Below are 24,458 nucleotides of genomic sequence, written 5' to 3'. Positions count from 1 at the left end.
GCGATCCCTACCGGGAAGACATGGCAATGCGAGGGCCGGCCCACATGGGGCCGGCCATTGTCCATGCGGCGGTCAGCGCGACGATACCTTCAGCGTGTCGTTGACCGAGGTCACGCCGTCCACGCCGCGGATCGTCTCCAGCGCCAGGTCGTGCTGTTCCTGGCTCGGCACGACGCCGCTGACATTGACCGTACCATCCTTGGTCTTGATGTGGATGCCCGTCGACTTCAGGTCCTTGGTCGACAGCAGCTTGGTCTTGATCTTGGTGGTGATGGTGCTGTCCGTGACGGCCTGCTTGGCCTTGTCGGTGCTCGTGTCGCTGTTTGCCGGGGCGGTTCGCGTGTCGCGATCGATGGCGGCGCGGCCCGGCATGCCCGGCGCAGAATTGGACGGCGGCGATGTGGTGTCGACAGCAGTACGCATGAAGCCGCCGGCATCCAGCGCCAAAGCGCTGCCCCCGACAACCGCCAATGCTGCCGCCAGACAGGCCTTGCGCAGGATCGGAGCGGTAGGTTGGCTGGATTGCATGGTTCTCTCCTAAGCGGGTAATCGGAACGGCCTGCCACGGCACCTATGCTGCTTGCACGCGACGACGCGGGGCGGCCCCGCTGGTGTACTGCAATCCCCGTACCTGTTCCCAGTCCGTCGCGTGTGCGCAGTACGCACTGGGCAGGCCAACCGAGCGGCACGCGGCCATGTAAATCGGGACAACGATTTGTAAAACCGGCTGGAATCATTCACCGCCGCCGACGGGAATCCCGCCTGCGGCGGTAAAGACAAAGCTGGCATATGCCTTGCGACATGCCTTGACGCGGCAGTTCGCCGCGCGACATGGAGAGAGCAATGGGACAGCAGCAACAGCAGCCGGGGCAATCCCAACAGGGCCAGCAAGGGCAACAAGGCCAGCGGCAGCAGGAGCAGTCGCAAAGCGGCCAACGCAGCGGCCAGCAAGGTTCTGAACAGGGCCAACGCTCGAGCGGCGGACAGATGGGTAACCAGGACAAGGGTTCGGGCCAACAGCAGCAGCAGGATCGCGGCGGAAGCTCGCAACAGGGCCAGCAAGGCCAACAAAGCCATCAACAGGGACAAGGCGGCATGGGAGGCGGAGGCCAGCGCCAGCCGTAACGCGTGACCTGCCGGTGCCCGTCCGGCACCGGCACATAAGTTCTCCGGCATGCGGGCAGCAGCATGCGGTGCTGCCATTCACGCATCCCGGACATTGGGTGGGCCGGAATTCGAAGGAATTCCGGCTCTTTTTTTGTTGCTCGCCCCGCCCATCGCAACTGTGCAGTCGCACCAGCCCCCGGTCAGCCATCATCACGCCACCGGCTTCCCGTGTATCCTGACCGTGACCTCCAACGCATCCACCGATCTTGTCAGCCTCCACCGACCCCACGGCTGGCCGCGGCCACGGCCAGTTCATCAGCCGCATTTCGAGTCGCCTGCGCTCTGAGGCCGGCGCTCAGGTGCGCGCGCTCACCCGCAGCAATTCCGGCCTGACGCTGGACTACGACAACCCGCCCGGCGACCCGGGGCTGTTTGGCCCGGATGCGGTCTGCTGGCGCGTGCATGCAGACTTTCCGGCGATGCTGGCCGGCGGTGTCAGCGCGCTGCTGATGCAGACACTGCACCCGCTGGCACTGGCTGGTGTCTGGGACCATTCGACCTTCCGGGCCGACATGCAAGGGCGACTGGGCCGCACCGCCCAGTTCATCGCGGGGACGACCTACGGCAGCCGCGCCGACGCCATGGCACTGATCGAGCGCGTGCGACGCATCCACTCGCACATCCGCGGCAGCGGACTGGACGGACGGCCCTACGCCGCCGATGACCCGGTCCTGCTGACATGGGTGCACGTGGCCGAGGTATCGAGCTTCATGGCCGGGTATCTGCGCTATGTCGGACCGCTTAGCGACGCCGAGCAGGACCGCTATTACGACGAAGTCGCTCAGATTGCCGAATTGCTGGGCGCGTCCCATGTGCCCCGCTCCAGCGCGGCAATCGCCGCCTATCTCGAGGCAATGCGGCCGCAGCTGGAAGCGAGCGCGCGCACGCGTGAAGTGGCGCGGCTGGTGATGAAGATGCCGGTGGCCAACCCGATGCTGCTGCCGGCGGTGCGCGTCATGGCCTACGCGGGCATTGCGCTGCTGCCCGACTGGGCGCGGCGGATGCTCGATCTCGACGGGCCATCGATCCGCCGTCCGGCATCGCTGGCCGGCATGCGCGTGCTGGCCCCGACGTTGCGCTGGGCTCTGGGGCCGGGGCTGGCGGCGCGCGCGCGGCGGCGGGTGGCGCGCGGCGCCTGAGACCGAGGGCTACTCGGCCGCCGCCGAGGCAGCCGCCGGGCTGCCTCGCAAGGTGGCTTCCCGCAGGCGCATGACCAGGAACGGCGCCAGCAACGACACCGCCGCGCTCATCAGGAACAGCAGGCGGAAGGCGTGCTCAGCGGCCTGTCTTACGGCGGCGGCGTCGGCCGCCGGGGTGTCAGGGGCCAGCGCGCGTCGGAACATGCTCATCAGCACGTCCTCGCCGCCGGACAGGTCAGTCACGGCCATCCCGCTATGGCGCAGCAGCGCGATCAGCACAGTGGTCAGCACCGCCACGCCGACCGCGCCACCGAGCATGCGCGAAAACGCCGTCAATGCCGTCGCAATGCCTACCTGCTGAGGCGGCACGGCATTTTGCGTGGCGACCAGGCCGCTCGGCAGCTGCAAGCCGATCGAAAAGCCAAGAATCACCATTACCAGCACGCACAGCCAGACCGCGGCCGGATCGACAAAGGCGAGCGCGACAATCGCCAGAGGCGCGACGGAGGCGCCCGCCATCTGCAGCGGCTTGTAGCGGCCAGTGCGCGACATGATGCGCCCCGACGCGTAGGCGCCGAACGGAATCGCTAGCGTAAGCGGCACCAGCCGCAGCGCAGCGGCATCGGCCGCGGCTCCGCCCACTACCTGGAAACGCAGCGGCAGCAACACCGACATGGCGATGAGCTGGAAGAAACAGAAGAACAGCGTGGCACAGCAGATGGCCACGGTCGGCACGCCCAGCATGGCCAGCGGAATCACGGGATCCGCCGCACGCTTTTCCTGCCAGACGAACAGCGCGATGGCCACCAGGCCGGCGATCAGCAGCGCCAGTGAATCCGTCCGCAGCGGGGAATGCCCCTGCCCCAGCCGCGTCAGGAACACCAGCACGCCGCTCAGGCCGCCGCCGAACAGCAGCGCGCCGAGATAGTCGATGCGATGGCGCCGGCCGCTGACCGGCAGGAAGCGCAGTGCACGGCGCACCACGACCAGCGCCAGCAAGGCCAGCGGCAGATTGATCCAGAAAATCCAGCGCCAGGACAGGTAATGCGCGAGGTACCCGCCGATCACCGGCCCGGCCATGCTGGCCACGGCCCACACGCCGCTCACGTAACCCTGGTAGCGGCCGCGGTCCCGCAGCGGCACCACGTCGGCAATGGCCGCCTGCGACACCGAGATCAGTCCGCCTCCGCCCAGGCCTTGCAGGATGCGCGCGAGGATCAGCTGCGGCATGGTCTGGGCCAGCGCGCACACCGCGGAGGCGACCATGAACAGCAGGATGGAGAACGACAGTACCGAGCGCCGGCCCAGCACGTCGGAGAGCTTGCCGTAGATCGGCGTGGCCACAGTCGAGGCGACGAGGTAGGCCGAGATCACCCAGGCCATGTCCTCGAAGCCGCGCAGCTGCAGCGCGATATCGGGCAGCACCACTGCGACGATCGACTGTTCGAGCGCGCCGAGCAGGATGGCCAGCATCAGCCCGAACAGGATCTGCATGACCGGCGGTTCGCTGGCGGTCGGGGCGGTCGGGACGGTTGGGGAGGACGAGGAAGGCGAAGTATCGGCCGCGCGCGGCGACTGGGAAGGAACGGCGGTCATCGGCACCAGCGGCGGCAGGCATGGCGGCCGCAAGGCGCCGCATGCGCCAGGTGGACCGGCCTGCTCTTGCTACGAGGGTCAGGAAGAGCCGCTATTGTAGGCGCTTTGAGACATCCGCGCCGGGGCTCTCGTCGAGGGCGCCGGCGCAATGGTGAAGGGACTGCTACGGTCGGATCAGAAGGTTTCCCAGTCGCCGCTGTCGGCCATGGCCGTCTGCGTGGCACCGGCGGGGCGCCGCAGGGCGGTCTTGAGCACCGGTTCCTGACGCTGTCGGCCGACCGGCGGACGCTGCTTTGCGGGCACGGCCGGCGCGCGCTTGGCCAGCACGGGCTGCGATTGTGGCTTGCGCTGCACCGGCGCACGCGTGGCCGCAGGCACGGCCGCGGCACGGGCACGCGGGGCGGCCAGGGCCGGGGTCTGCGTCACCGGCTTCGTCACTGGCGGGAGCGGCGCGGGTTCGATCTCGCGCGGCGGCACGACTGCACTGAGCGCGAGCGTCGCAGGCGATCCCTGTGCGACGTCGAACCGGCCCACTTCGTTCACCAGGCCGCCGGCCTGCTGCATGAGGCTCTCCGCCGCGGCGGCGGCCTGTTCGACCAGCGCGGCGTTCTGCTGCGTCATGCTTTCCATCTGCGTCACCGCCAGGCTGACCTGCTCGATGCCAGAAGTCTGCTCCGTGCTGGCCGCCGAGATCTCGCCCATGATGTCCGTCACCCGACGCACCGCGCCAACGATGTCGTCCATGGTCTTGCCCGCCTGCTCTGCCTGACGCGCACCGTCCTGCACCTGCCGCACCGAGCCGCCGATCAGCTCGGCAATTTCCTTGGCGGCAGCGGACGAGCGCTGCGCGAGATTGCGCACCTCGGACGCCACCACCGCAAAGCCGCGCCCCTGCTCGCCCGCGCGCGCCGCTTCAACCGCCGCGTTGAGCGCAAGGATATTGGTCTGGAACGCAATGCTCTCGATCACGCCGGTGATATCCGCCACCTGCGACGACGACCTGGAGATGCTGTCCATGGTCTGGACCACATCGCGCACGACGCGGCCGCCTTCCGTGGCCACATCCGAAGCGTTGACCGCCAGCTGGTTGGCCTGTCGCGCGTTGTCGGCGTTCTGGCGCACCGTCGACGTGAGTTGCTCCATCGATGCTGCGGTCTGCTCCAGCGACGCAGCCTGCTGTTCCGTGCGCTGCGACAGGTCGGTATTGCCGCGGGCGATCTCGCGCGTGGCGCCGTCGATCGAGCCAGACGCCTGCTGGATGCCATGCACCAGTGCCGCGAGGTGGCGGAACGCGCGTTCGAGCGCCGCCAGCATGCGGCCCATTTCATCGCGGCTGCGCACGTTGAACGCGTGGCGCAGATTGCCCGTTGCCAGCGCCTCGGCGGCTTCCAGTGCTTCGCGCGCGGGGCCGGTGATCGACCGCGTGATGGCGGTGCCCATCAGCACCGCGAGCAGCACGGCCAGCGCGGTCAGGCCGAGCAGCACATTACGGGTCCAGACAAACCCCGCATCGGCTTGCTTGACCGCGGCCAGCGCAAGGTTGCGGCCGCCGTCCATGATCTCATCGAGCTTTTCGAAGTACGGGCGTTGCGCGGCGGGCAACGTCACCACAAGGGCCGCCCGCGCGCCGGCGAACTCGCCGGAGCCCAGTTGGCGCAGCACCATGTCGAGCTGGCCGTTGTAGGCCTCGCGCGAGGTGGTCAGATCGGAAAAGGTCTTCTGCAGGTCGGGACGGCCGGAAGCCGCGATCAGCTTGCCCAGCGCATCGAGCGTCGCGCCCATCTCCTTGCGCATGCCGTCGATGTGCTGCGTATTCTGCTGGACCAGCGCGGGATCTTCGGTCAGGGCCGCGTCACGCACGATCACGCCGATCTCGAGCGCGTCTTGCTTGACATGGCCAAGGTCGATCACCTTGAGCAGGCGACCCTCCACGGTCAGGTGCAAGGATGCGTTCATCCCAGCCAGCGACGTCACGCCAAATACCGCGACGCCAATCAGCAACAGCACCACCAGCATAAAGGCCAGGGACAGGCGGGTCCCTATGCCAAGGTTTCGCAACCAGGCCATCTCACTCCCTCCAAACACTCCGTGATTGATATTTTTGTCATGCGCGCGCGTGGGAGCTGTCACTGGACGTGACTGCTGACAACCGGCGCACGGCTGCCTATCGGCGGTGACCGAACACTTCTTGAAGGGAATTTGGAATTGGCATGGAAAGTGGCCGCATTTCCATGAATGGGCAGGTTGCGGTGTGCCTTTTAATCCTGCCAGGCATCCCGATGGCCCCATGGCGGAGCACCGCAAGGTGCCGCCGGCTCGACGTGAGCCCCAAAAAAAGAAGCCCACGCGCGGGGTGCTCGTAGGCTTTCCAGGACTGCTCAGAGCCAGTTAGCTCTGGTATGAATATAAACGTGCTTACATGAGGTGTAAATCCCGTTTCTATCAGTGAACGCCCTAGTTGAATGCGATGAAATAATCACTTTTATCGCGACGGCATCAGGTTTCGCTCGAATTGGGATCGCACTATGTAAGTGTGCACTTATGTTAATACAAAGGGCATACAAGCGTCCCAGGAATCCGCAGCGCGTCTGTCGGCCGTTGGCCGGCAGACCGCTACCTCAAGAGTGTCGATATTGGCAACGAGCCGTCTAGAGGAAAACCTCTAATTCTCGAAGATGGCCGACTTCTGCTGTGTTTGTAAAAATTTGTTACTCTCGCCGCTGAAGTATTCCCCTTCTCCCCCGACCGCACCGGTCGCCAAAAAGCGCGTCGAACCCCGTGGTCCGCAACACGGCCCCGTCGGCGGCGTGGCGCGCGGGAAGCATTCCCATGCCGGTGCCGAGAGCGAATGTTTCTCCCATTGCGCTGGCCGGGCCATACTGAATATCGGCACCGGTCGGTCGATCGCCACCAGCCGCCAGAACCCCTGCGGGCTCTTCCGGAGTCGATGTGAAGAAGGAAACCAGGCCCCCACGAGACAGCCGGAAACTGCAGCACCAGCAACTCGGCCTCCACGCGGGAAGCCGCATCCCGGTTGTCGTGCTCCTGTGCAACGGCACCCGGCTGCAAGGCGTAGTGCTCGCCCTGGACGACTACCTGCTCTTGCTTGGCAAGGACATGCAGGACACCAGGCCGGTGGTCGTATACAAGCATGCGATTGCCATGATCACGCAGGCCAGCGCCGGCGGCGAAGCCTTGCCCGCCCCCGAAACCGACACCTCGCCGGATTTCGTACCCATCTACATGCCGCGCAAGCGCCGGCGGCGCTGAAGTACGGCCACAACGCGGCCGCGCCAGACACGCTGCAGCCGTCCGCAACGAGCGAGCCGCGGCCATCTCGGCTGTTGCAATCCTGCGAAAAAGTCACTCTAAACCTTTCGCGACACCTGTCGATAACCCAAACAACGGAGGCACTCTACGCCCTGCAAAGCAGGCAGCCAACGTTACGGCAACTGCCGGAATGCCCAAAACTTTGCATACAGGAGTCGTAAATGGCGCAAGTCATTAATACCAATTCGTTGTCTCTGATGACTCAGAACAACCTGAACGCTTCGCAATCGTCGCTGAACACCGCGATCCAACGCCTGTCGTCGGGTCTGCGCATCAACAGCGCCAAGGATGACGCTGCTGGCCAAGCCATTGCGAACCGCTTCACCGCCAACATCCGCGGCCTGACCCAAGCCCAGCGCAACGCCAACGACGGCATCTCGCTGGCGCAAACGACCGAAGGCGCACTGACCGAAGTCAACAACAACCTGCAACGTATCCGTGAACTGAGCGTGCAGGCCGCCAACGGTTCGAACTCGGGCTCCGACCTGGCTTCGGTCCAGGCTGAAATCAAGCAACGCCTGGACGAAATCGACCGCGTTTCGTCGCAGACGCAGTTCAACGGCGTGAAGGTCCTGGCCAGCAACTCGAAGATGGCTGTGCAGGTTGGCGCCAACGACGGCGAAACCATCAGCATCGACCTGAAGCAGATCAACGCCACCACGCTGGGCCTGAACACCCTGAACGTAGCCGGCCCGTCGTCGGCCGGTACCACGACGCCGTACGCCTATAACAGCGCCAACACCGCCACTGGTGAAAATGCTGTGGTCCAGGGCCGCGACAACACCGGCGCCAGCGTCGACGTCGCCGCAGCGGACATGACGTTCACGGATGCGAACGGCGGCACCGCCAACACGCTGGTGCAAGATGACAACGGCCGCTGGTTCGTCCAGAACGGCAGCGATTTCTACGCGGCCACGATCACCGTCAAGGACGCCGCCCAAGGCACGACCACCGCCACCCCGACGGCAACCGTCACGTTTGATTCGAGCAAGCCGCTGTCGGCCGCTACCCAAAACCCGCTGGCTGCCATCGACGCCGCCCTGTCGAAGGTCGACGACCTGCGCAGCTCGCTGGGTGCCGTGCAAAACCGTTTTGACTCGGCCATCGCCAACCTGGGCACGACCGTGACGAACCTGTCGGCTTCGCGCTCGCGCATTCAGGATGCAGACTACGCAACGGAAGTGTCGAACATGACCCGCGCGAACATCCTGCAACAGGCTGGTACCTCGGTTCTGGCGCAAGCCAACCAGACCACTCAAGGCGTGCTGTCGCTGCTGCGTTAATCGCACCTGCGCTGGCAAAAAAGGCTGGGCCGCAAGGCCCGGCCTTTTTGCCGGGAGCGTTTTGCAGGCAGACCACTGCCTGCAAAGCGTTTCTTTCCGATGTTGATTCACGCCAAACCGGATGGAGCAAATCATGGCGTCTCCTTCTTCAGTGACTCCGGTCGCAGTGCGACTTCCTTCCGATGTGCCCGCCAGCACCATTGGCGTCCAGGCACCGACAGGCGTCTCCTTTCCCGTTGTTGGCAATGGCCAGGACGACAGCGGAAAGACTGGCGCGGCGGGTTCGGTGGATACCTCCGCTGCCGTCGGCGAACTGGTCGAGGCACTGAAGTCAACGTCGATCAGCCTGCGCTTCGAGATCGACGAAAGCACGCACCGCGTCATCACCAAGGTGGTCGACAAGGAAACCGGCGAACTGATCCGGCAGATGCCCACCGTAGAGGTACTGCGAATCGCAAGCGCCATCGACAAGCTGCAGGGACTGTTCGTCAGCCAGGCCGTGTAAGCGCGCTCACCATACGAAGTCACGTCAATTGAAGAAGAGGTAAAAACAACATGGCAGCGATCTCCGCCCTTGGCGTCGGCTCGAACCTGGACCTGACCAGCCTGCTCGACCAACTGAAAACCGCCGAGCAGGCACCGCTCGACGCCATCGACAAGCGGGCCACGAGCTTCCAGGCAAAGCTGTCGGCTTTTGGGCAGGTGCAGAGCGTGTTGACTGCATACCAGGCCGCCGCCAAGAAGCTTGGCGACGCCACGACGTTCGGTGCCGTCAAGGCCACGGTGGGCTCGACTGACATCATGTCGGTGACCACGGCATCCAACGCCGTACCGGGCAACTACAGCATTACCGTCAAGACGCTGGCTACCGCGCAATCGCTGGTCAGCGGCCAGATTGCCGATCAGAAGGCTGCCATTGCCGGCACCAGCGGCGAGATCGTCTTCGACTTCGGCGAAGCACTCGCGGCGGATCCGACCGCCACACCGACCAGCACCAAGAAGGTCACGATTGCGAACAACGCCTCGCTGCAGGATATCCGTGACGCCATCAACAAGGCCGGCGTAGGCGTGACCGCCAGCATCATCAATGATGGCAGCAGCACCCCGTATCGCCTGGTGCTGACCTCCGACAAGACCGGCACGCAGGCCACCATGCGCGTGTCGTCGGGCAGTGCGGCGCTGAACAATATCGTCGGCTTCGATCCCTCGGCAACGACGAATGCCATGGAGCAGAAGGTGCCCCCGGCCAATGCCACGCTGAAGGTGAATGGCATCGATATCGTCAGCCAGAGCAATGCCGTGGTCGACGCCGGCCAGGGCCTCACGATGAACCTGACCAAGGAAGGCACCACCTCGCTGACGGTCACGCGTGACTACGATTCGATCAAGTCGTCGATCCAGGCCTTCGTTACCGCGTACAACAATATCCAGACCACGGCGAAGTCGCTCACTGCATTCGATACGTCCAAGCAAAGCTCGTCGCCACTGACCGGCGACGGCACGCTGCGCTCCATCCAGATGCGCCTGCGCTCCATGCTTGGCGGCACCATGCCGGACGGCAACGGCGGTTCTATCTCGCTGGCAGATATTGGCATCAAATTCGACGGCAAGACCGGTACCATGTCGGTTGACGATACCAAGCTGACCAAGGCGCTCAACAACAATCTTGCCGGCGTCACTGCCATGTTCTCGAGCACCACGGGCACCGGCGGCATCGGCAAGCAGGTAAGCGGCTATGTTGACGGCCTGTCGGCCACAAACGGTTCGCTCAAGACCGCGCAGGACGGCATCACCAAGACGCTGAAGGATCTGGAAAAGAACTATAGCGACTCGCAGGATCGTATCAACACAACCATGGACCGCTACAAGGCCCAGTTCACCCAGCTGGACCTGATGGTCAGCCAGATGAATCGCACCAGCAGCTACCTGACGCAGCAGTTCACCGCGCTGAACAACGCATCGAGCAAGTAACCGCCTTAACGAGAGCAAACCATGTTCGCCCGCCAAGCCATCAACGCCTACGCCCAGGTTGGGGTCCAGACCGGCGCCATGAGTGCCAGTCCCATCAAGCTCATCACAATGCTGTATGACGGCGCGCGCGCTGCCATCGCGAGGGCAAAGTTCCATCTGGAGAACGGCGAGATCGTGGCGCGCGGCAATGCCATCTCCAAGGCCATCGACATCGTCGACAACGGCCTGCGCGCCGTGCTGGACCACGAGGCGGGCGGCGAGATCTCCGCCAACCTCGAGTCGCTGTACGAATACATGGTGCGGCGCCTGATGCTGGCCAACCTGCACAGCGATGGCGACATGCTCGACGAAGTCGACCGGCTGCTGGAAAGCCTGGCTTCGGCCTGGGCGCAGATCGACGAGACGTCCCAGCAGGCAGAGCAATAATTTACGCTGCAAGGCTACCGAAATGGCTCAATTCTCTCCCATCGTCACCTGCTACGAGGAAATCCTCGTGCTGTCTGGCCGCATGTTCGAAGCCGCGCAGGCCGCGGACTGGGATACCGTCGCCGAACTGCAGAGCGGCTACCTGGTGCTGGTCGACCGGCTGCGCCAGCTCGACCATGAAGCGTCGCTCTCGGATGCCGAGCGCATGCGCCGCTACCAGTTGCTGGACCGCATCCTGACGTACGACGCGCGTATCCGTGACCTGGCCATGCCCGAACTCCGCCGCATTGGCAGCCTGCTGACCAGCTCGCGCCGCCAGTTCGACCTGTCCGCCGCCTACGGCGCGACGGCGTAACGCTTTGCGCGGCGAGTCCCAAGAGGCCCGCCGCTCGTCTGTCCCGGCAACATGACCGGCATCCATCTTCCTCCCGGACTGAGTTCCGTCCAGACGCTCGATCCGCAACAACTGCGCACGGGCCTGTCCACGCTCGACAAGGTTGCGCTGCTCCAGCCCGTGCTGGACGCATCCGAGTCGGGCGTGCAGAACTCGACCGACCAGGCCATCCGCAACAGCCAGGCCGCCAGGGCTGCCAATGGCCAACCGGGCCAGGCCACGCTGCTACCCGGCGCTTCCACGCGCGAGTCGCTGAGCTTTGCCGCGCGCGCCATCCTGACGCTGATGGACGGCACGCCTGCGCAGCCACTGCGCTCGGCTGGCCCCTTGCTTCCCGCTCCGCCGACGACCGGCAACACGGCAACCGTGGCGACGGCGCTGGCCAATATGGTGGATGAGAGCGGACTGTTCTACGAATCGCACCTGGCGCAATGGGTTGCGGGTGCGCGGCCACTGGCCAGCATCCTGCAACAGCCGCAAGCCCCGCTCGGCCAGCCGCTGCTGCCCAGTGCGCCCTTCGCGCCGCCGGGTGCGAAAGCCGGGCCCGAGGCGCCGATGCTGACGTACAGCGGCCCGTCAGGTTCCAACAGCTCCACGGCCGCCGATGTGCCACGCGCAGCTGGCCCGGTCCCCATCCCTGCCTCGCAGTTGCTTGCCGAAGCGCTGGCAGCGCCAGGCAACCCGCGTGTCGCCCACAACCACGCGCCGTTCGAACAAGGCGTACGCCAGGGCATGGGCTCGCATGCGTCTTACAGCAGAGAGGCATCGCCGGATGGCATGCCGTCCCGGCCTTCCGCTGGCTCGGTCGCCACGCAGGCCTACCAGGCCACGGCCGACGCGGGGCGCGCCCCGGAGCAAGCCGCCGCGCCACGCCACAGCGTGCTGATGGACCTGAGTGCCGGCCCCGAGCCCGCGCAACAGCAAGCGGCGCAAGGACCGGCCATTCACCCGTCCACCGAAGGTGTCGTGCGCCAGCAGCTGGAACTGCTGGCTACGCAACAATTCCGCTTCGCCGGCGAAGCGTGGCCCGGCACGCCGATGGAATGGGACATCACGCGCCATGAAGACGACGCGGCCAGTCAAGACGCATCGGATGCGCGGCAGTGGTCCAGCCGTCTGCGGCTGCAGTTGCCGAAGCTCGGCATGGTCGAGGCCGTGCTGACACTCGGTCCGAATGGCCTCGAAGCCCGCCTGGCAACGGCCGAGACCGATGTCGCCGCGCGCTTCATCGCGGCGCGTCCGCAGCTGCGCAGCCAGCTCGAAGCGCAAGGCATCGCGTTGCAGCGCCTGAACGTCGAAACACGCGACAGCATGGAAAACGGAGGCTCGGCATGAGCGAAGCCGATCCGAACCGCGGCGCCGCCATCGCGCTGTCGTACCAGACGGACGACAAGGCACCTCGCGTGGTGGCCAAGGGCTATGGCGTCGTCGCCGAGGCTATCATTGCCCGTGCGCGGGAAGCCGGAGTCTACGTGCACGGCTCTCCCACTCTCGTGAACCTGCTGATGCAGGTGGACCTGGACAGCCATATCCCGCCGCAACTGTACGCTGCCATTGCGGAGCTGCTTGCCTGGCTCTACCAGCTGGAATCCGGCCCCGAAGCTCCGGTCTGATCCCGTTGTTCCCTGAATGGAAACAGCCCCTGTCCGCGTTCGCGGCACAGGGGCTGCCTGACATCCGGTTTGCCGGCGCCATGCCGGCATGGCCTTACACCGGCATATTCATCATTTCCTGATACGCCTGCACCAGCCGGTTCCTCACCTGCACCCCAGTCTGGAACGACACATTGGCCTTTTGCAGTTCGATCATCACGTCATTGAGCGCCACGCCCGGCTTGCCGAGTTCAAAAGCTTCGGACAGGCCGTAGGCGCGTTCCTGCGTGGCATTGATGCGGCTCAGGCTGCGCTGCAGTTCGCCGGCGAAGCCACCGGAGGCCGCCGGTGCGGCAGCCTGCGAACTGGTGCCGGCCGCGGTCTGGGCCAGGCCGCGCAGTTGCTGCAGCATGCCTTCGATAGGAGAGAGCGTGGTCATGAAGCGGGTTTCCCTGCCGGCCCGGGTCGATGCATCGGTGCCGGATCCTGTGGTTAGACATTGGTTCGACGGTAGGCAGCCGCGCAAATACCGTCGAAACGTGCCGCAAGGTCCACATTGCAGCCGGATCGCGCGCGCTTGCCACCCAATTTCAGCGAGGCCAAGCGTACCTGCCGCCCGCCGCGCGCCATCAGCCGAAATCGGGAGGAAAACCCGGCCTATTCACCAGATTGTGCGCAAGCGCGTTGACCGATCATCGCTACCGTGCCGGAAAGGCGCGGGCTTTGCCTTGCGTTTCCCCATCCGGCACGGTGTTCCAGAACAACCCTCCCGGGAGTACGCGTGTTTTCTCAGCAGCCTGAAGTGAGCCGTGCCGAAGCAAGGCGTGCCGACGTCCATGGTGGCCACCATCGCCAGAGCGATCGGGGCTATCGCCCGGCCATGGCCGGAGCGCGCGCATGACCGCGGCAATGTCCTTGCCCGGCCGCTCGGGCGAAGTGCTCGACCGCCTCAAGGCCAATCCCAAGCTGCCGCTGATGCTCGGTGGCGCCGCACTGGCTGCGGCCATCGCCGTCGGCGTGCTGTGGTCGCGTGCGCCGGACTACAAGGTGCTGTACAGCAACCTGTCCGAGCGCGACGGCGGCGCGGTGCTGCAGTCGCTGCAGCAGATGAACGTGCCGTACAAGTTCGCCGAAGGCGGCGGCGCCGTGATGGTCCCGGCGGAAAAGGTCCATGAGACGCGTCTGCGCCTGGCTTCGCAAGGCCTGCCCAAGAGCGGCACTACGGGCCTGGAACTGATGGACAACCAGAAGTTCGGCATCAGCCAGTTCGCCGAACAGGTCAATTACCAGCGCGGGCTCGAAGGCGAGCTCGCGCGCTCGATCGAATCGATCGCCGCCGTGCAGTCCGCACGCGTGCACCTGGCCATTCCGAAGCCGACGCTGTTCGTGCGGGAGCGCCAGAAGCCCACGGCGTCCATCGTGCTGCAGCTTTATCCCGGCCGCGCGATCGATGAAGGCCAGGTCGCGGCGATCAGCCACCTGGTGTCGTCGAGCGTGCCGGAACTGACGCCGAAGGCGATCTCCATCGTCGACCAGCACGGCAACCTGCTGTCGAACAGCGGCAACGAGCGCATGCTCGACGCGACCCAGCTCAAGTATGTGCAGGCGCTGGAGCAGAACTACCTGAAGCGCATCGAATCGATCCTGACGCCGATCGTCGGCAAGGACAATGTGCGCGCACAGGTGACGGCCGACGTCGATTTCTCGATCGTCGAGCACACCGACGAAAGCTACAAGCCAAACCAGGACCCGACCCACGCTGCCATCCGCAGCCAGCAGACCAGCGAGTCGAACCAGCAGGGTGCGACGCCGCCGGGCGGCGTGCCGGGCGCGCTGTCCAACCAGCCGCCGGCGCCTGCCACGGCGCCGATCACCACGGCGCAAACGCCGCGTGCCGGACAGGCACCGGGCCAGGCCGGCGCACCCGCGCAGCCGCAAGGCGCGCAGGCAGGCCAGGCCCAGGCCGCCACGAGCACCGCATCGACCGGCCCGAGCAGCAACCGTCGCGATTCGACGGTCAACTACGAACTCGACCGCACCGTTCGCCACGTGCAGCAGGCGCCCGGTGGCGTGCGCCGCCTGTCCGTCGCGGTGGTGGTCAATTACCGGCAACAGGCCGACGCCAAGGGCAAGATGGTCGCCCAGCCGCTGCCGCCGGCACTGCTGGCCCAGATCGAGAACCTGACCAAGGAAACCATGGGCTTCTCGGCCGACCGCGGCGACTCGATCAATGTGGTGAACAGCCCGTTCACGGTCGATCGCGAAGTGACGCCTGAACTGCCGTTGTGGAAACAACCTGAAATGATCGACCTGGCCAAGACCGGCGCGGGCTATCTGCTGCTGGCGCTGCTGGCACTGTTCGCGTGGTTCAAGATTGCGCGCCCGATCCTGCGCCGCTACACCACCCCGCCGCTGCCGGCACCCACTCCGGCCGCCGAAACTACGGCCGAACTGCTGCCACCCGAGGAACCGACCAATCCGGAAGTCCTGCGGCTGGCCGCGAAATATGAAAGCGATCTCGCGCTGGTGCGCGACGCCGCGCAACGCGACCCGCGCCTGGTTGCGAGCGTAATCAAGAACTGGATTGGCAATGACCTCCGCTAAAGCCGCCTCCACTGCTACCGGCCTGCAGAAGAGCGCCATCCTGATGATGGCGATCGGCGAAGACGCCGCTGCCGAAGTGTTCAAGCACCTGTCCCAGCGCGAGGTGCAGGAACTGGGCTCGGCCATGGCCGAACTGCGCTCGGTGACGCGCGAGGAAATGGCCGGCGTGCTCGGCGAGTTCCGCGGCGAGACCGAGCAATACCTCGCGCTGAACGTCGATTCGAGCTCGTTCATCCGCAGCGTGCTGAACAAAGCGCTCGGCGAAGAGCGCGCCCAGTCGGTGATCGAGGACATCCTGGAATCGCGCGATCCGGGCAGCGGCATCGACTCGCTGAACTGGATGGATGCGACCTCCGTGGCCGAACTGATCCGCGACGAGCACCCGCAGATCATCGCCACCATCCTGATCCACCTGGACCGCCAGAAGTCGTCCGAGGTGCTGGCGCTGTTCACGGACCGCCTGCGCAACGACGTGATCCTGCGTATCGCCACGTTCGGCGGCGTGCAGCCGGGCGCGCTGCAAGAACTGACGGACGTGCTGTCGAAGCTGCTGTCGGGCCAGAGCCTGAAGCGCAGCCGCATGGGTGGCGTACGCACGGCGGCCGAGATCATCAACCTGATGAGCACCGCGCACGAAGAAGCCGTCATCGACGGCGTGCGCCTGCACGACGGCGACCTGGCGCAGAAGATCATCGACGAGATGTTCCTGTTCGAGAACCTCATGGAAGTCGACGATCGCGGCATCCAGCGCGTGCTCAAGGAAATCGCCACCGAATCGCTCATCGTCGCGCTCAAGGGCGCGCCGGCGGAGCTGCGCGACAAGTTCATCCGCAACATGTCCACGCGTGCCGGCGAAATGCTGCGCGAGGACCTGGATGCGCTGGGCCCGGTGCGCGTGTCGCAGGTCGAGGCCGAGCAGAAGGCCATCCTGCAGGTGGTAAGACGCCTGGCCGATGCCGGCGAAGTCCAGATTGGCGGAGGAGACGATGCCTATGTCTGAGCGCGGCCTTGCCGCACGTATCGCACTGCGCGAGAACCAGGCCGGCGACGCTGGCGGCTTTGCCCCGTTCGAGCCGCCGCGCCGCACGCGCGGCGCCGGTTGGCAGCGCTGGCAGATGGGTTCCCTGGACCCGCGCGCCGCGCTGCAAGAGATCGTGCAGGAAGCACCCGCCGAACCGGCGCCGCCGCCGATCGACTTCGCGGCGCTCGACGCCATGCGCGAAGGCGCGCGCAAGGAAGGCTACGCACAGGGCTATACCCAGGGCCAGACCCAGGGCTATGGCGACGGCCACCGCGAAGGCTATGCGCGCGGGCTCGAAGCCGCGCGCAACGAAGCCACGCGCCTGCAGGGACTGGCCGCGAACTTCCGCAAGGCGCTCGACGGCGTCGATCAGGAAGTGTCCGATGCGCTGGTTTCGCTCGCGCTCGATGTCGCGCGCCAGCTCGTGCGCACGAAAGTGGAAGAAGATCCGGAAGTCCTGCTGCCCGCCGTGCGCGAGCTGTTGACCAGCGAACCGGCGCTGACCGGCTCGCCGTGCCTGCTGCTCCATCCCGAAGACGTGGGGCTGGTCGAAGCGCATATGCAGGGCGAACTCGAAGCTGCTGGCTGGACCCTGCGCGCAGACCCGGCCGTCACGCGTGGCGGCTGCATCGCCAGCGCGACCAGCGGCGAACGCGACGCCCGGCTGGAAACCCGCTGGGCACGCGTGGCGAAGGCTCTGGGCCGCGACGATCCGTGGGAGCCGCAGCATGACTGACGCTGCGACGGAAGCCCGGACCGAGGTGCCCGAACTGCCGCCGGCGCCCCACGCAGAGCACTGGCGCCATGCCTTGAACAAGGCTTCGGCCGGCATCTCCGGCCTCGACAGCAAGCGCAGTTGCGGGCGACTCACGCGCGCGGCCGGCCTGGTGCTGGAAGCCGTTGGCCTGCGACTGCCCGTGGGCAGCGACTGCCTGATCGAACTGCCCGCGGGGCAGTTCAGCGCCAATCCCGGCGGCCAGCGCACGGCGGAAGCCGAAGTCGTCGGCTTCGGCGCAGACCGCCTCTACCTGATGCCGCAGTCCGACGTGGTTGGCCTGCTGCCCGGCGCGCGCGTCTATCCGCTCGAGCCGTCGCCGCAGCCGGAGGGCGCCAGCTCGCCGCGCGAGCCGGGTTCCAAACGCCTGCCGGTCGGCGAAGGCATGCTCGGCCGCGTGGTGGATGCCGCCGGCCGTCCGCTCGATGGCCTGGGCCCGATCCGCGCCGCGCAGGAAGTCCCACTGTCCGCCGAACAGATCAACCCGCTGATGCGAGCGCCGATCCAGACGGTGCTCGACACCGGCGTGCGCGCGATCAACGGCATGCTGACCGTGGGACGCGGCCAGCGCATGGGCCTGTTCGCGGGCTCCGGCGTGGGCAAGAGCGTGCTGCTCGGCATGATGGCGCGCTACACCAGCGCAGACGTGATCGTGGTCGGCCTGATCGGCGAACGCGGCCGCGAGGTCAAGGAATTCATCGAACACATCCTCGGCCCCGAAGGCCGCGCCCGCTCGGTCGTGGTGGCGGCACCGGCCGATTGCTCGCCGCTGCTGCGCATGCAGGGCGCCGCGTATTCGACGCGGCTGGCAGAGTACTTCCGTGACCAGGGCAAGCATGTGCTGCTGATCATGGATTCGCTCACGCGCTACGCGATGGCCCAACGCGAGATCGCACTGGCGATCGGCGAGCCGCCCGCCACCAAGGGCTATCCGCCTTCAGTGTTTGCCAAGCTGCCGACGCTGGTCGAGCGCACCGGCAACGGCCCGGAAGGCGGCGGCTCGATCACGGCCTTCTATACCGTGCTGACCGAGGGCGACGACCAGCAGGACCCGATCGCCGACTCGGCGCGCGCGATCCTGGACGGCCATGTGGTGCTCTCTCGCAGCCTGGCCGAGGCCGGCCACTATCCGGCCATCGACGTGGAGGCGTCGATCAGCCGCGCGATGACCGCGCTGATCCCGCCCGAGCAATTCAGCTCGGTGCGCCGCTTCAAGCAGCTGATGTCGCGCTACCAGCGCAACCGCGACCTGATCAGCGTGGGCGCTTACGTGCCCGGCAACGATCCCGAGCTGGATCTGGCGATCCGGCTCCATCCCCGGATGGAAGCCTTCCTGCAGCAGGACATCCACGAGCGCGCGGAATACGACGACGCGGTCGGGCAGCTGCATAGCCTCTTCGACAGGAGCGAATATGGCTAAACCGAATGCTCTGCAAACCCTGGCCGAGCTGGCCCAGAACGACACCGATGCCGCCGCGCGCGAACTGGGCCGGCTGCAGGGGCTGCGCACGCAGGCCGAGAACCAGCTCAACCAGCTCACGCAATATCGCCACGAATATCGCGAGCGCATGCAGGCAGTAGCCGCGGAAGGGATGACGTCGGGGCGCTGGCACGATTTCTCGCGCTTCCTTGACTCGCTCGACCACGCCATCCGCCAGCAGACTACCGCGCTGGAAAAGGCCGAAGCCGACCTGCTGGCCGGACGCAGCCGCTGGCAGAACAACAAGCGCCGCGTGAACTCGTTCGACACCCTGATCGCGCGCGCCGACGCCCGCGAGGAAAAGGTCGCCGCGCGCCGCGAGCAGCGCGCCAACGACGAATACGCCGCACGACTGGCCCGTGACAACGCCAGCCGACTCAACTGAGCCCAAGGGACAAGCATCCACCCATGATCGATATCAGCCAGATCGTCAGCAACGCCTCTCCCAAGGCAGACCCGGCCAGCCGTGCAGCGGCAGATGCCGGCAACAACGCCTTCAGGGGTGCGCTATCGCGCGCGAAGGACAACAGTCAACCCGCGGCGAGCCAGGATTCCCATGCCAAGGCCCAGCCTGCAAAGGACGCACCGGCGAAGGACACCCGCGACAACAACACCGCGAAGACGCCTGACGCCAAGGACACGCCGCGCGCCACCGCCGGCAAGACCGGCGCACAGCCGGGCCGCCGCAAGGACCCCAATGACGATGAGGACGCCAGCGCGCAGGCGGCTGATGCCAGCGCCGCTGCGGCAGCACTGGCCACGCTGCTGCCGGCCACGCCCACCCCTGTCGCCGCGGATGGCGCGCCGCCAACTGCCGCAGGCAGCAACACCGTCTCGGGCGCCGGTACCGCCGCAGCGTCGGGACTTGCAGCACTGCAATCGCCTGCAGCCGCATCGGCCGATATGACCAGCGCCGCCGCGACCACGCTCGCGGACCTGAATACCGATACGGTCGATACGCAAGCCGCCCAGGCAACGGTGCAGGTGGCCACCACGGCCAAGTCGGCTCCGACTGTCGCCGACACGCTTGCCAATATCCTGTCGCAGCGCGCCGTGCTGGCAGACGCTTCGGCAAAGCCTGTCACGACTGACGCCGCCCAGACCGCCGCCACGCCGAATGCGCCGCTGACTGCGGCGGCTGACATGCGGCAGGGCCACGGCGGCCAGTTCGCCGACAGCCAGGGCCAGCCTGGCGCCGGTCAGCCTCAGCACATGGCACTGCAGCGCGTCGACAGTCCTGCGCAGGACGGCAAAACCGTCGCAGCCCCGTTCGCGCAACAGATCCAGGTCGCCGCGCAAACGGCCGATTCCGCAGTGCCCACGCAGAACGACGGCGCTGCACCGGCAATTGCCGCGGCACTGGCCAACCAGTCGCCTTCCGCCGCTCCAGCAGCCGTCGCCGCAGCCGCACGCCCCGTGGTGGCGCCGCCGCTGAACGACACGCAGTGGCCGCAGGCGCTGGGCCAGCAGATGATCCGGCTCACGGGGCAAGGCAGCCAGAGCGCCGAACTGCAGCTGAACCCGCCCAACCTGGGTCCGCTGAAGGTTGTGCTCAACGTCGTCAACGACCAGGCCCAGGCGCAGTTCGTTTCGCCGCACCAGGCCGTGCGCGCCGCGGTGGAAGCCGCAATTCCCCACCTGCGCACCGCACTGTCCGAAAACGGCATCCAGCTCGGCCAGACGTCGGTCGGCGCCGACAGCTTTGCCGGCCAGACCGGCAACGGTCAGCAGCAGCAACAGCAGCAGGCCGGCAACAGCCGAGGCCACACGGGCTTCGGCACGAACCTGGCCAGCGCCGAGTCCGCGCCCGCCACGCCGGTCGCCCGTCCGGCACGCGTGCTGGCACAGGGAGAGGTCGATACCTTCGCCTGACTGAGAGGCGCCCCAGGCGCTTCCAACACGACAAAGGCCGCCTCACGGGCGGCCTTTGTCTTTTTCGGCTCAACGGCGGCTCAGGGCTGGAAGATGTCCAGGCCCGCCAGCGCGACTACCCCGCTCAACGCGATCATCGCCGGCGAATCCCCGCCGAAGATCAATACGGCGGCGGCAAGCCAGGCGACAAGACTGAAGGCGAGAAAGCGTTTCATGATGCAGCAGGTCGAACTGGCCCGATCGAGCGGGCGCGATGTCATGGGGCAGGAATCAGGAAGGTGGAGCTAAGTATAAACCCTGATTTTCCCGATCGAGGGCCGAGGAGTGCAGTGAATCAAATTGTGCGCGATACACCGCGCCACAGCGTTCCGGCGGCGCCGGTGCATCGGAGCGATAATTCCCGCAGGTTGCCCTGCCATCCTGCCTGTGCCACTGCCCCATGACGTTCGACCTCTTCGACAATCTCGACAACTCGCAAGACGGGTATGCCCCCGGCACCGCGCCCGAGCCGCTTGCGGACGGTGCCATCGTGCTGCGCGGCTTTGCGCGCACGCAGGCGCCGCAATTGCTCGACGAGATCGGAGACATTGCTGCAAAAGCGCCCTGGCGCCACATGATCACGCCGGGTGGCTTGCGCATGTCGGTGGCCATGACCAACTGCGGGCAGGCCGGCTGGGTCTCCGACAGGACGGGCTACCGCTATGATCCATGCGATCCGCTCGATGGCGAGCCATGGCCGGCCATGCCCGCGGCATTCCTCGACCTGGCCACGCGTGCCGCGGCCGAGGCAGGCTTTGCCTGCTTTGCGCCGGATGCCTGCCTGATCAACCGGTATGAGCCGGGCACCCGGCTTTCCTTGCATCAGGATCGCGACGAGCGCGATCTTCGCGCCCCGATCGTATCGGTATCGCTGGGCCTGCCGGCTGTGTTCCTGTTCGGCGGCTTGCGGCGCGCCGACCGGCCTGCGCGCATACGGCTCGCCCATGGCGACGTGGTGGTATGGGGCGGCCCTTCGCGCCTGGCCTTCCATGGCGTGGCGCCGCTGGCCGATGGTGACCACCCGCTGCTCGGGCAGAAACGGATCAACCTGACCTTCCGCAGGGCGCTGTAGCCGCTGCGGCAAAGCGTCCGGTCAGGGTACCGGGGCAGCCACCGTAGTGAACGACCAGCTTGTGCTCAGCGGCGTGCCGGCGCGCGCGCCGGCGAAGCTCACCGTGTAGGTGGCGCCAGACTTCAGCGGCGCAAGCGGCAGCAGGAACACCGCGTTGCGCCGCAGGTACTGGCCGTTCGGGTCGGCCACGGCCGACCCCATCGAGCCTGGTTTCGCGGCCTCCGACACCAACGCGCGCGTGGGCACTTCGGCGCCGGTGCCGTCGAACAGACGGAAGCTCGACACCGTCAGGACTTCGCCGTTGGCACCATTCACGTACACCATCAGGGGGCGGCCCGGCGCGGAAAGGTCCGGCGCCGGGTTCGGCTGTTCTCCACCGGCATTGAACCCGGGCTGCACAGCCACCTCGGCCGCGCGCGGGATCGTCACGATTGCATGCGTAGCCATCTGCTGGCCGCCGGCATAAGGGGTGCTGTTGGCCTGCGGCCCGGGCGGCACCGCGGTACTCGTGCCGAACATGAGCACGCACGTGCTGAACCAGCCGTTACGCGCAGGCACGAAGCCCACGCCCACGGACTCGGCATTGTCGATCACCCCCTGCAGGTGATAGACCGTGGAGTACCACTGGTCGAAACAGCCGCGGGCGTCGGCGGCGACGTCGACGCCCGCGCCTTGTGCGGCCGCCACCTCGCCAATCCATTCGGTATCGGGAGCACCGGCCTTGCGCGCGCGCGCCAGCGGCGTGTCGGCGTAGTACCCAGCGTTGGCGGATGCTTCGTCATGGCCGACGATCCGGTTGGCCTGCAGGTATTCGGCGTGTGCCTGGGCGGCCGTGTCGAGCGCGGCATCCTGTGCCAGCAGGCCGACGCCGAGCGCGTCGCGCACGTCGTTGAGCGCCTGAAACATCACTAGCCGACCCGAGCCGGCGACATAGGTGGGCGCAGGCACGTTGGTCTGCGGTGCGCGAGCGGTCGGCGGCGGCGCCATCGGCGTCTGGGCGGAGTTATCTCCACCGCCTCCACCGCCGCCGCAGGCGGTCAGCGCGACAGGCAACAGCGCAGCGAGAAAACGTGTCCTGATCATTCGGAAAGGGATCCTGCGGGGTATTCGGGAGCCAGCATGGTAGCGACGGCGCTACCTTGCCAATCCTGCAAAAAAGCGCATCGCTGCGGCCGAATTCCCCCGTATGGCTGCCAGGGTGCAGCACCGGCTGCACGGCATCCGCCAGGTAGCAGCGTAAGCCGCACATTGACCTTGGGCCCCTGACGGCACGTCTTCTAAAGTCAATGGCATCGAATCGTTGAACAGGAGGCCAGTCATGCATCTCGAAGGCTCGTGCCATTGCGGCGCCGTGCAATTCTCGCTGGAGTCGGACTCTCCATATCCGTTCATGCATTGCCACTGCTCGATCTGCCGCAAGACCGCAGGCAGCGGCGGCTACGCCATCAATCTGGGCGGCGATGCCTCGACGCTGCGCGTACGCGGCAAGAAGCACCTGGGGATCTACCACGCCGTCATGCGCGAACCCGGCAAGCGCGCCACGCGTTCACCGGCGCAACGGCATTTCTGCCTCAAGTGCGGCAGCGCGCTGTGGTTGTTCGATCCGCGCTGGCCGCACCTCGTCCATCCCCACGCATCGGCCATCGATACCCCGCTGCCCAAGCCGCCCGATGTGGTCGAGGCCGCCCTAGATTTCGCCCCCGAGTGGGTGGATGTACCACGCGGCAAGGGCCACGTGCGTTGCGGCACCTGGCCGGAGGAGTCGCTGCAGGAATGGCATCGCCGGCATGGCCTGCTGAAGGGGTGACCGTCGCGGAGGGCCGGCTTCGGGTGCCGGAATGGTCGCGTATGATGTCTCCCGCATCCGCCGCACCTCCGTCCCGCCTCCATCCGTTCCTGCGCCGTGCCCGCAATGCCCGAACATTTCCTGCTGTCTACGCTGTTGATTTTCGGGTTGGGTGGTTTGCTTGGGGCGGTAGGCGGCCTGTTCGGCATCGGCGGCGGCTTGATTGCCATCCCCGCGCTCGGGCTGTTGTTCGGCATGGATCAGCAACTTGCTCAGGGCACGGCGCTGGTCATGATCGCGCCCAATGTGCTGATCGGCTTCTGGCAATACCGCAAGCGTGCCGATATCGCGCTGCGCATGGCGCTCATGCTCGGACTCAGCGCGGTACTCGCGACCTACCTGTCGGCGCGGCTGGCTACTTCCATGGATGCGCAGTTGCTGCGCCGCATCTTTGCCGGCTTCATGATCGGCCTGGCGCTGTATTTTCTCTGGCGGCTGCTGCCCGGACGGGCGATCACAGCTCAGCATGCACGCGTCTCGCCGCGCTGGATTCCGCTGGTCGGCGTGGTCGGCGGCGCGTTCTCGGGCTTCTTCAGCGTCGGCGGCGGCGTGGTGGCCGCGCCGGCGCTGGTTGGCCTGTTCGGCATGCGACAGGCCGCCGCACAGGGGCTGGCGCTGGCCCTCGTGACGCCCGGTGCCGTGGTGGCCCTTGCCACTTACGCGCATGCCGGACATGTCGACTGGGTCAGCGGCATCCCGCTTTCGCTGGGCGGCATGCTGACAATTTCGTGGGGCGTGGCACTGGCGCACCGGATGCCCGAGCGCCGCCTGCGCGCGCTGTTCGCGCTATGCCTGATCGCCACGGCGGCGGTGATGCTGGTGCACGGTTGACGGGCCCAAGGGAGCGCGCC

At 66.5% G+C, this 24,458-nt stretch carries 25 protein-coding genes; 19 read left to right on the top strand and 6 right to left on the bottom strand.

Annotated elements, in window-relative coordinates:
• Positions 1-72: 72 nt before the first annotated feature.
• Positions 73-528, bottom strand: a complete 456-nt coding sequence (locus ACIGJG_RS23480) for a BON domain-containing protein (RefSeq protein ID WP_220630058.1) — start codon at positions 526-528, stop codon at positions 73-75.
• A gap of 315 nt (positions 529-843) precedes the next feature.
• On the opposite strand from ACIGJG_RS23480, the gene ACIGJG_RS23475 reads away from it, so the two are divergent.
• Together ACIGJG_RS23475 and ACIGJG_RS23470 are read left to right on the top strand one after the other, a co-directional pair.
• Positions 844-1,125 (top strand): hypothetical protein, encoded by a 282-nt coding sequence (locus tag ACIGJG_RS23475; RefSeq protein WP_041680293.1) that lies wholly within the window; start codon positions 844-846, stop codon positions 1,123-1,125.
• A 248-nt stretch (positions 1,126-1,373) separates the two neighbouring features.
• The gene (locus ACIGJG_RS23470) at positions 1,374-2,306 is read left to right on the top strand and encodes an oxygenase MpaB family protein (RefSeq protein WP_483673996.1); all 933 of its coding nucleotides are present in this window, start codon (positions 1,374-1,376) and stop codon (positions 2,304-2,306) included.
• Between the two features lie 9 nt (positions 2,307-2,315).
• Here the strand turns inward: ACIGJG_RS23470 and ACIGJG_RS23465 are convergent, their stop codons facing one another.
• Both ACIGJG_RS23465 and ACIGJG_RS23460 read right to left on the bottom strand, forming a co-directional pair.
• Complete coding sequence (locus ACIGJG_RS23465; protein ID WP_483673995.1) at positions 2,316-3,902, bottom strand: MDR family MFS transporter; 1,587 nt, start codon at positions 3,900-3,902, stop codon at positions 2,316-2,318.
• Positions 3,903-4,076: 174 nt separating this feature from the next.
• Complete coding sequence (locus ACIGJG_RS23460; protein ID WP_483673994.1) at positions 4,077-5,969, bottom strand: methyl-accepting chemotaxis protein; 1,893 nt, start codon at positions 5,967-5,969, stop codon at positions 4,077-4,079.
• 882 nt (positions 5,970-6,851) lie between these two features.
• Between ACIGJG_RS23460 and ACIGJG_RS23455 the strand changes: the two genes are divergently transcribed.
• The 8 genes from ACIGJG_RS23455 to ACIGJG_RS23420 all read left to right on the top strand — a co-directional run bounded on the left by ACIGJG_RS23455 (position 6,852) and on the right by ACIGJG_RS23420 (position 12,919).
• A complete protein-coding gene (locus ACIGJG_RS23455; RefSeq protein WP_011301202.1) occupies positions 6,852-7,172 on the top strand; it encodes an RNA chaperone Hfq in 321 nt (106 codons plus the stop codon).
• Between the two features lie 221 nt (positions 7,173-7,393).
• Positions 7,394-8,515 (top strand): FliC/FljB family flagellin, encoded by a 1,122-nt coding sequence (locus ACIGJG_RS23450; protein ID WP_140949408.1) that lies wholly within the window; start codon positions 7,394-7,396, stop codon positions 8,513-8,515.
• Between the two features lie 133 nt (positions 8,516-8,648).
• The gene (locus ACIGJG_RS23445) at positions 8,649-9,020 is read left to right on the top strand and encodes a flagellar protein FlaG (RefSeq protein ID WP_011301204.1); all 372 of its coding nucleotides are present in this window, start codon (positions 8,649-8,651) and stop codon (positions 9,018-9,020) included.
• A gap of 50 nt (positions 9,021-9,070) precedes the next feature.
• A complete protein-coding gene (fliD, locus tag ACIGJG_RS23440) occupies positions 9,071-10,486 on the top strand; it encodes a flagellar filament capping protein FliD (protein ID WP_011301205.1) in 1,416 nt (471 codons plus the stop codon).
• Between the two features lie 21 nt (positions 10,487-10,507).
• Positions 10,508-10,912: a flagellar export chaperone FliS gene (fliS, locus tag ACIGJG_RS23435; protein WP_011301206.1), complete on the top strand. Its 405-nt coding sequence runs from the start codon at positions 10,508-10,510 to the stop codon at positions 10,910-10,912.
• Between the two features lie 22 nt (positions 10,913-10,934).
• Entirely contained in the window at positions 10,935-11,267 is a 333-nt protein-coding gene (locus ACIGJG_RS23430; protein WP_011301207.1) for a flagellar protein FliT, read from the top strand.
• A 51-nt stretch (positions 11,268-11,318) separates the two neighbouring features.
• The gene (gene fliK, locus ACIGJG_RS23425; protein ID WP_140949407.1) at positions 11,319-12,641 is read left to right on the top strand and encodes a flagellar hook-length control protein FliK; all 1,323 of its coding nucleotides are present in this window, start codon (positions 11,319-11,321) and stop codon (positions 12,639-12,641) included.
• The gene (locus ACIGJG_RS23420; RefSeq protein WP_140949406.1) at positions 12,638-12,919 is read left to right on the top strand and encodes an EscU/YscU/HrcU family type III secretion system export apparatus switch protein; all 282 of its coding nucleotides are present in this window, start codon (positions 12,638-12,640) and stop codon (positions 12,917-12,919) included. Before fliK ends, ACIGJG_RS23420 begins: the two co-directional genes overlap by 4 nt.
• Positions 12,920-13,013: 94 nt before the next feature.
• Here the strand turns inward: ACIGJG_RS23420 and fliE are convergent, their stop codons facing one another.
• A complete protein-coding gene (gene fliE, locus ACIGJG_RS23415; protein ID WP_011301210.1) occupies positions 13,014-13,337 on the bottom strand; it encodes a flagellar hook-basal body complex protein FliE in 324 nt (107 codons plus the stop codon).
• Positions 13,338-13,795: 458 nt separating this feature from the next.
• Here fliE and fliF point away from each other — a divergent pair, with 458 nt between their 5' ends.
• Genes fliF through ACIGJG_RS23385 form a run of 6 tightly spaced genes read left to right on the top strand, consistent with a single transcriptional unit; the run spans position 13,796 to position 20,650 of the window.
• Complete coding sequence (fliF, locus tag ACIGJG_RS23410) at positions 13,796-15,502, top strand: flagellar basal-body MS-ring/collar protein FliF (protein WP_011301211.1); 1,707 nt, start codon at positions 13,796-13,798, stop codon at positions 15,500-15,502.
• Positions 15,489-16,502: a flagellar motor switch protein FliG gene (fliG, locus tag ACIGJG_RS23405; RefSeq protein ID WP_011301212.1), complete on the top strand. Its 1,014-nt coding sequence runs from the start codon at positions 15,489-15,491 to the stop codon at positions 16,500-16,502. Before fliF ends, fliG begins: the two co-directional genes overlap by 14 nt.
• The gene (gene fliH, locus ACIGJG_RS23400; protein ID WP_483673993.1) at positions 16,489-17,259 is read left to right on the top strand and encodes a flagellar assembly protein FliH; all 771 of its coding nucleotides are present in this window, start codon (positions 16,489-16,491) and stop codon (positions 17,257-17,259) included. Before fliG ends, fliH begins: the two co-directional genes overlap by 14 nt.
• Positions 17,252-18,718: a flagellar protein export ATPase FliI gene (fliI, locus tag ACIGJG_RS23395; RefSeq protein WP_140949404.1), complete on the top strand. Its 1,467-nt coding sequence runs from the start codon at positions 17,252-17,254 to the stop codon at positions 18,716-18,718. Before fliH ends, fliI begins: the two co-directional genes overlap by 8 nt.
• Positions 18,711-19,163 carry a flagellar export protein FliJ gene (gene fliJ / locus ACIGJG_RS23390; protein WP_011301215.1) on the top strand — a complete coding sequence of 151 codons (453 nt, stop codon included), beginning with the start codon at positions 18,711-18,713 and terminating at the stop codon, positions 19,161-19,163. Before fliI ends, fliJ begins: the two co-directional genes overlap by 8 nt.
• Before the next feature lie 23 nt (positions 19,164-19,186).
• Entirely contained in the window at positions 19,187-20,650 is a 1,464-nt protein-coding gene (locus tag ACIGJG_RS23385; RefSeq protein ID WP_483673992.1) for a flagellar hook-length control protein FliK, read from the top strand.
• A gap of 80 nt (positions 20,651-20,730) precedes the next feature.
• Here the strand turns inward: ACIGJG_RS23385 and ACIGJG_RS23380 are convergent, their stop codons facing one another.
• Complete coding sequence (locus tag ACIGJG_RS23380; protein ID WP_041680593.1) at positions 20,731-20,865, bottom strand: hypothetical protein; 135 nt, start codon at positions 20,863-20,865, stop codon at positions 20,731-20,733.
• A 224-nt stretch (positions 20,866-21,089) separates the two neighbouring features.
• On the opposite strand from ACIGJG_RS23380, the gene alkB reads away from it, so the two are divergent.
• Positions 21,090-21,761, top strand: a complete 672-nt coding sequence (gene alkB / locus ACIGJG_RS23375; RefSeq protein ID WP_011301217.1) for a DNA oxidative demethylase AlkB — start codon at positions 21,090-21,092, stop codon at positions 21,759-21,761.
• 21 nt (positions 21,762-21,782) lie between these two features.
• Here the strand turns inward: alkB and ACIGJG_RS23370 are convergent, their stop codons facing one another.
• Complete coding sequence (locus ACIGJG_RS23370; RefSeq protein ID WP_483673991.1) at positions 21,783-22,844, bottom strand: CAP domain-containing protein; 1,062 nt, start codon at positions 22,842-22,844, stop codon at positions 21,783-21,785.
• Between the two features lie 235 nt (positions 22,845-23,079).
• On the opposite strand from ACIGJG_RS23370, the gene ACIGJG_RS23365 reads away from it, so the two are divergent.
• Together ACIGJG_RS23365 and ACIGJG_RS23360 are read left to right on the top strand one after the other, a co-directional pair.
• Positions 23,080-23,568, top strand: a complete 489-nt coding sequence (locus tag ACIGJG_RS23365; protein WP_011301219.1) for a GFA family protein — start codon at positions 23,080-23,082, stop codon at positions 23,566-23,568.
• 105 nt (positions 23,569-23,673) lie between these two features.
• Positions 23,674-24,438 carry a sulfite exporter TauE/SafE family protein gene (locus tag ACIGJG_RS23360; protein ID WP_140949401.1) on the top strand — a complete coding sequence of 255 codons (765 nt, stop codon included), beginning with the start codon at positions 23,674-23,676 and terminating at the stop codon, positions 24,436-24,438.
• Positions 24,439-24,458: the final 20 nt, after the last annotated feature.

This window comes from Cupriavidus sp. C1SS-2L, assembly GCF_057073735.1.
The sequence above is the reverse complement of the archived record's forward strand: the minus strand, read 5'-3'. Positions and strand labels throughout refer to the sequence as shown.

Excerpts from the sequence above, each read along its gene's own strand:
- ACIGJG_RS23480 (WP_220630058.1), bottom strand. The coding sequence starts at position 528 with ATGCAATCCAGCCAACCTACCGCTCCGATCCTGCGCAAGGCCTGTCTG.
- ACIGJG_RS23475 (WP_041680293.1), top strand. The coding sequence starts at position 844 with ATGGGACAGCAGCAACAGCAGCCGGGGCAATCCCAACAGGGCCAGCAA.
- ACIGJG_RS23465 (WP_483673995.1), bottom strand. The coding sequence starts at position 3,902 with ATGACCGCCGTTCCTTCCCAGTCGCCGCGCGCGGCCGATACTTCGCCT.
- ACIGJG_RS23460 (WP_483673994.1), bottom strand. The coding sequence starts at position 5,969 with ATGGCCTGGTTGCGAAACCTTGGCATAGGGACCCGCCTGTCCCTGGCC.
- ACIGJG_RS23450 (WP_140949408.1), top strand. The coding sequence starts at position 7,394 with ATGGCGCAAGTCATTAATACCAATTCGTTGTCTCTGATGACTCAGAAC.
- ACIGJG_RS23445 (WP_011301204.1), top strand. The coding sequence starts at position 8,649 with ATGGCGTCTCCTTCTTCAGTGACTCCGGTCGCAGTGCGACTTCCTTCC.
- fliD (WP_011301205.1), top strand. The coding sequence starts at position 9,071 with ATGGCAGCGATCTCCGCCCTTGGCGTCGGCTCGAACCTGGACCTGACC.
- fliS (WP_011301206.1), top strand. The coding sequence starts at position 10,508 with ATGTTCGCCCGCCAAGCCATCAACGCCTACGCCCAGGTTGGGGTCCAG.
- ACIGJG_RS23430 (WP_011301207.1), top strand. The coding sequence starts at position 10,935 with ATGGCTCAATTCTCTCCCATCGTCACCTGCTACGAGGAAATCCTCGTG.
- fliK (WP_140949407.1), top strand. The coding sequence starts at position 11,319 with ATGACCGGCATCCATCTTCCTCCCGGACTGAGTTCCGTCCAGACGCTC.
- ACIGJG_RS23420 (WP_140949406.1), top strand. The coding sequence starts at position 12,638 with ATGAGCGAAGCCGATCCGAACCGCGGCGCCGCCATCGCGCTGTCGTAC.
- fliE (WP_011301210.1), bottom strand. The coding sequence starts at position 13,337 with ATGACCACGCTCTCTCCTATCGAAGGCATGCTGCAGCAACTGCGCGGC.
- fliF (WP_011301211.1), top strand. The coding sequence starts at position 13,796 with ATGACCGCGGCAATGTCCTTGCCCGGCCGCTCGGGCGAAGTGCTCGAC.
- fliG (WP_011301212.1), top strand. The coding sequence starts at position 15,489 with ATGACCTCCGCTAAAGCCGCCTCCACTGCTACCGGCCTGCAGAAGAGC.
- fliH (WP_483673993.1), top strand. The coding sequence starts at position 16,489 with ATGCCTATGTCTGAGCGCGGCCTTGCCGCACGTATCGCACTGCGCGAG.
- fliI (WP_140949404.1), top strand. The coding sequence starts at position 17,252 with ATGACTGACGCTGCGACGGAAGCCCGGACCGAGGTGCCCGAACTGCCG.
- fliJ (WP_011301215.1), top strand. The coding sequence starts at position 18,711 with ATGGCTAAACCGAATGCTCTGCAAACCCTGGCCGAGCTGGCCCAGAAC.
- ACIGJG_RS23385 (WP_483673992.1), top strand. The coding sequence starts at position 19,187 with ATGATCGATATCAGCCAGATCGTCAGCAACGCCTCTCCCAAGGCAGAC.
- ACIGJG_RS23380 (WP_041680593.1), bottom strand. The coding sequence starts at position 20,865 with ATGAAACGCTTTCTCGCCTTCAGTCTTGTCGCCTGGCTTGCCGCCGCC.
- alkB (WP_011301217.1), top strand. The coding sequence starts at position 21,090 with ATGACGTTCGACCTCTTCGACAATCTCGACAACTCGCAAGACGGGTAT.
- ACIGJG_RS23370 (WP_483673991.1), bottom strand. The coding sequence starts at position 22,844 with ATGATCAGGACACGTTTTCTCGCTGCGCTGTTGCCTGTCGCGCTGACC.
- ACIGJG_RS23365 (WP_011301219.1), top strand. The coding sequence starts at position 23,080 with ATGCATCTCGAAGGCTCGTGCCATTGCGGCGCCGTGCAATTCTCGCTG.
- ACIGJG_RS23360 (WP_140949401.1), top strand. The coding sequence starts at position 23,674 with ATGCCCGAACATTTCCTGCTGTCTACGCTGTTGATTTTCGGGTTGGGT.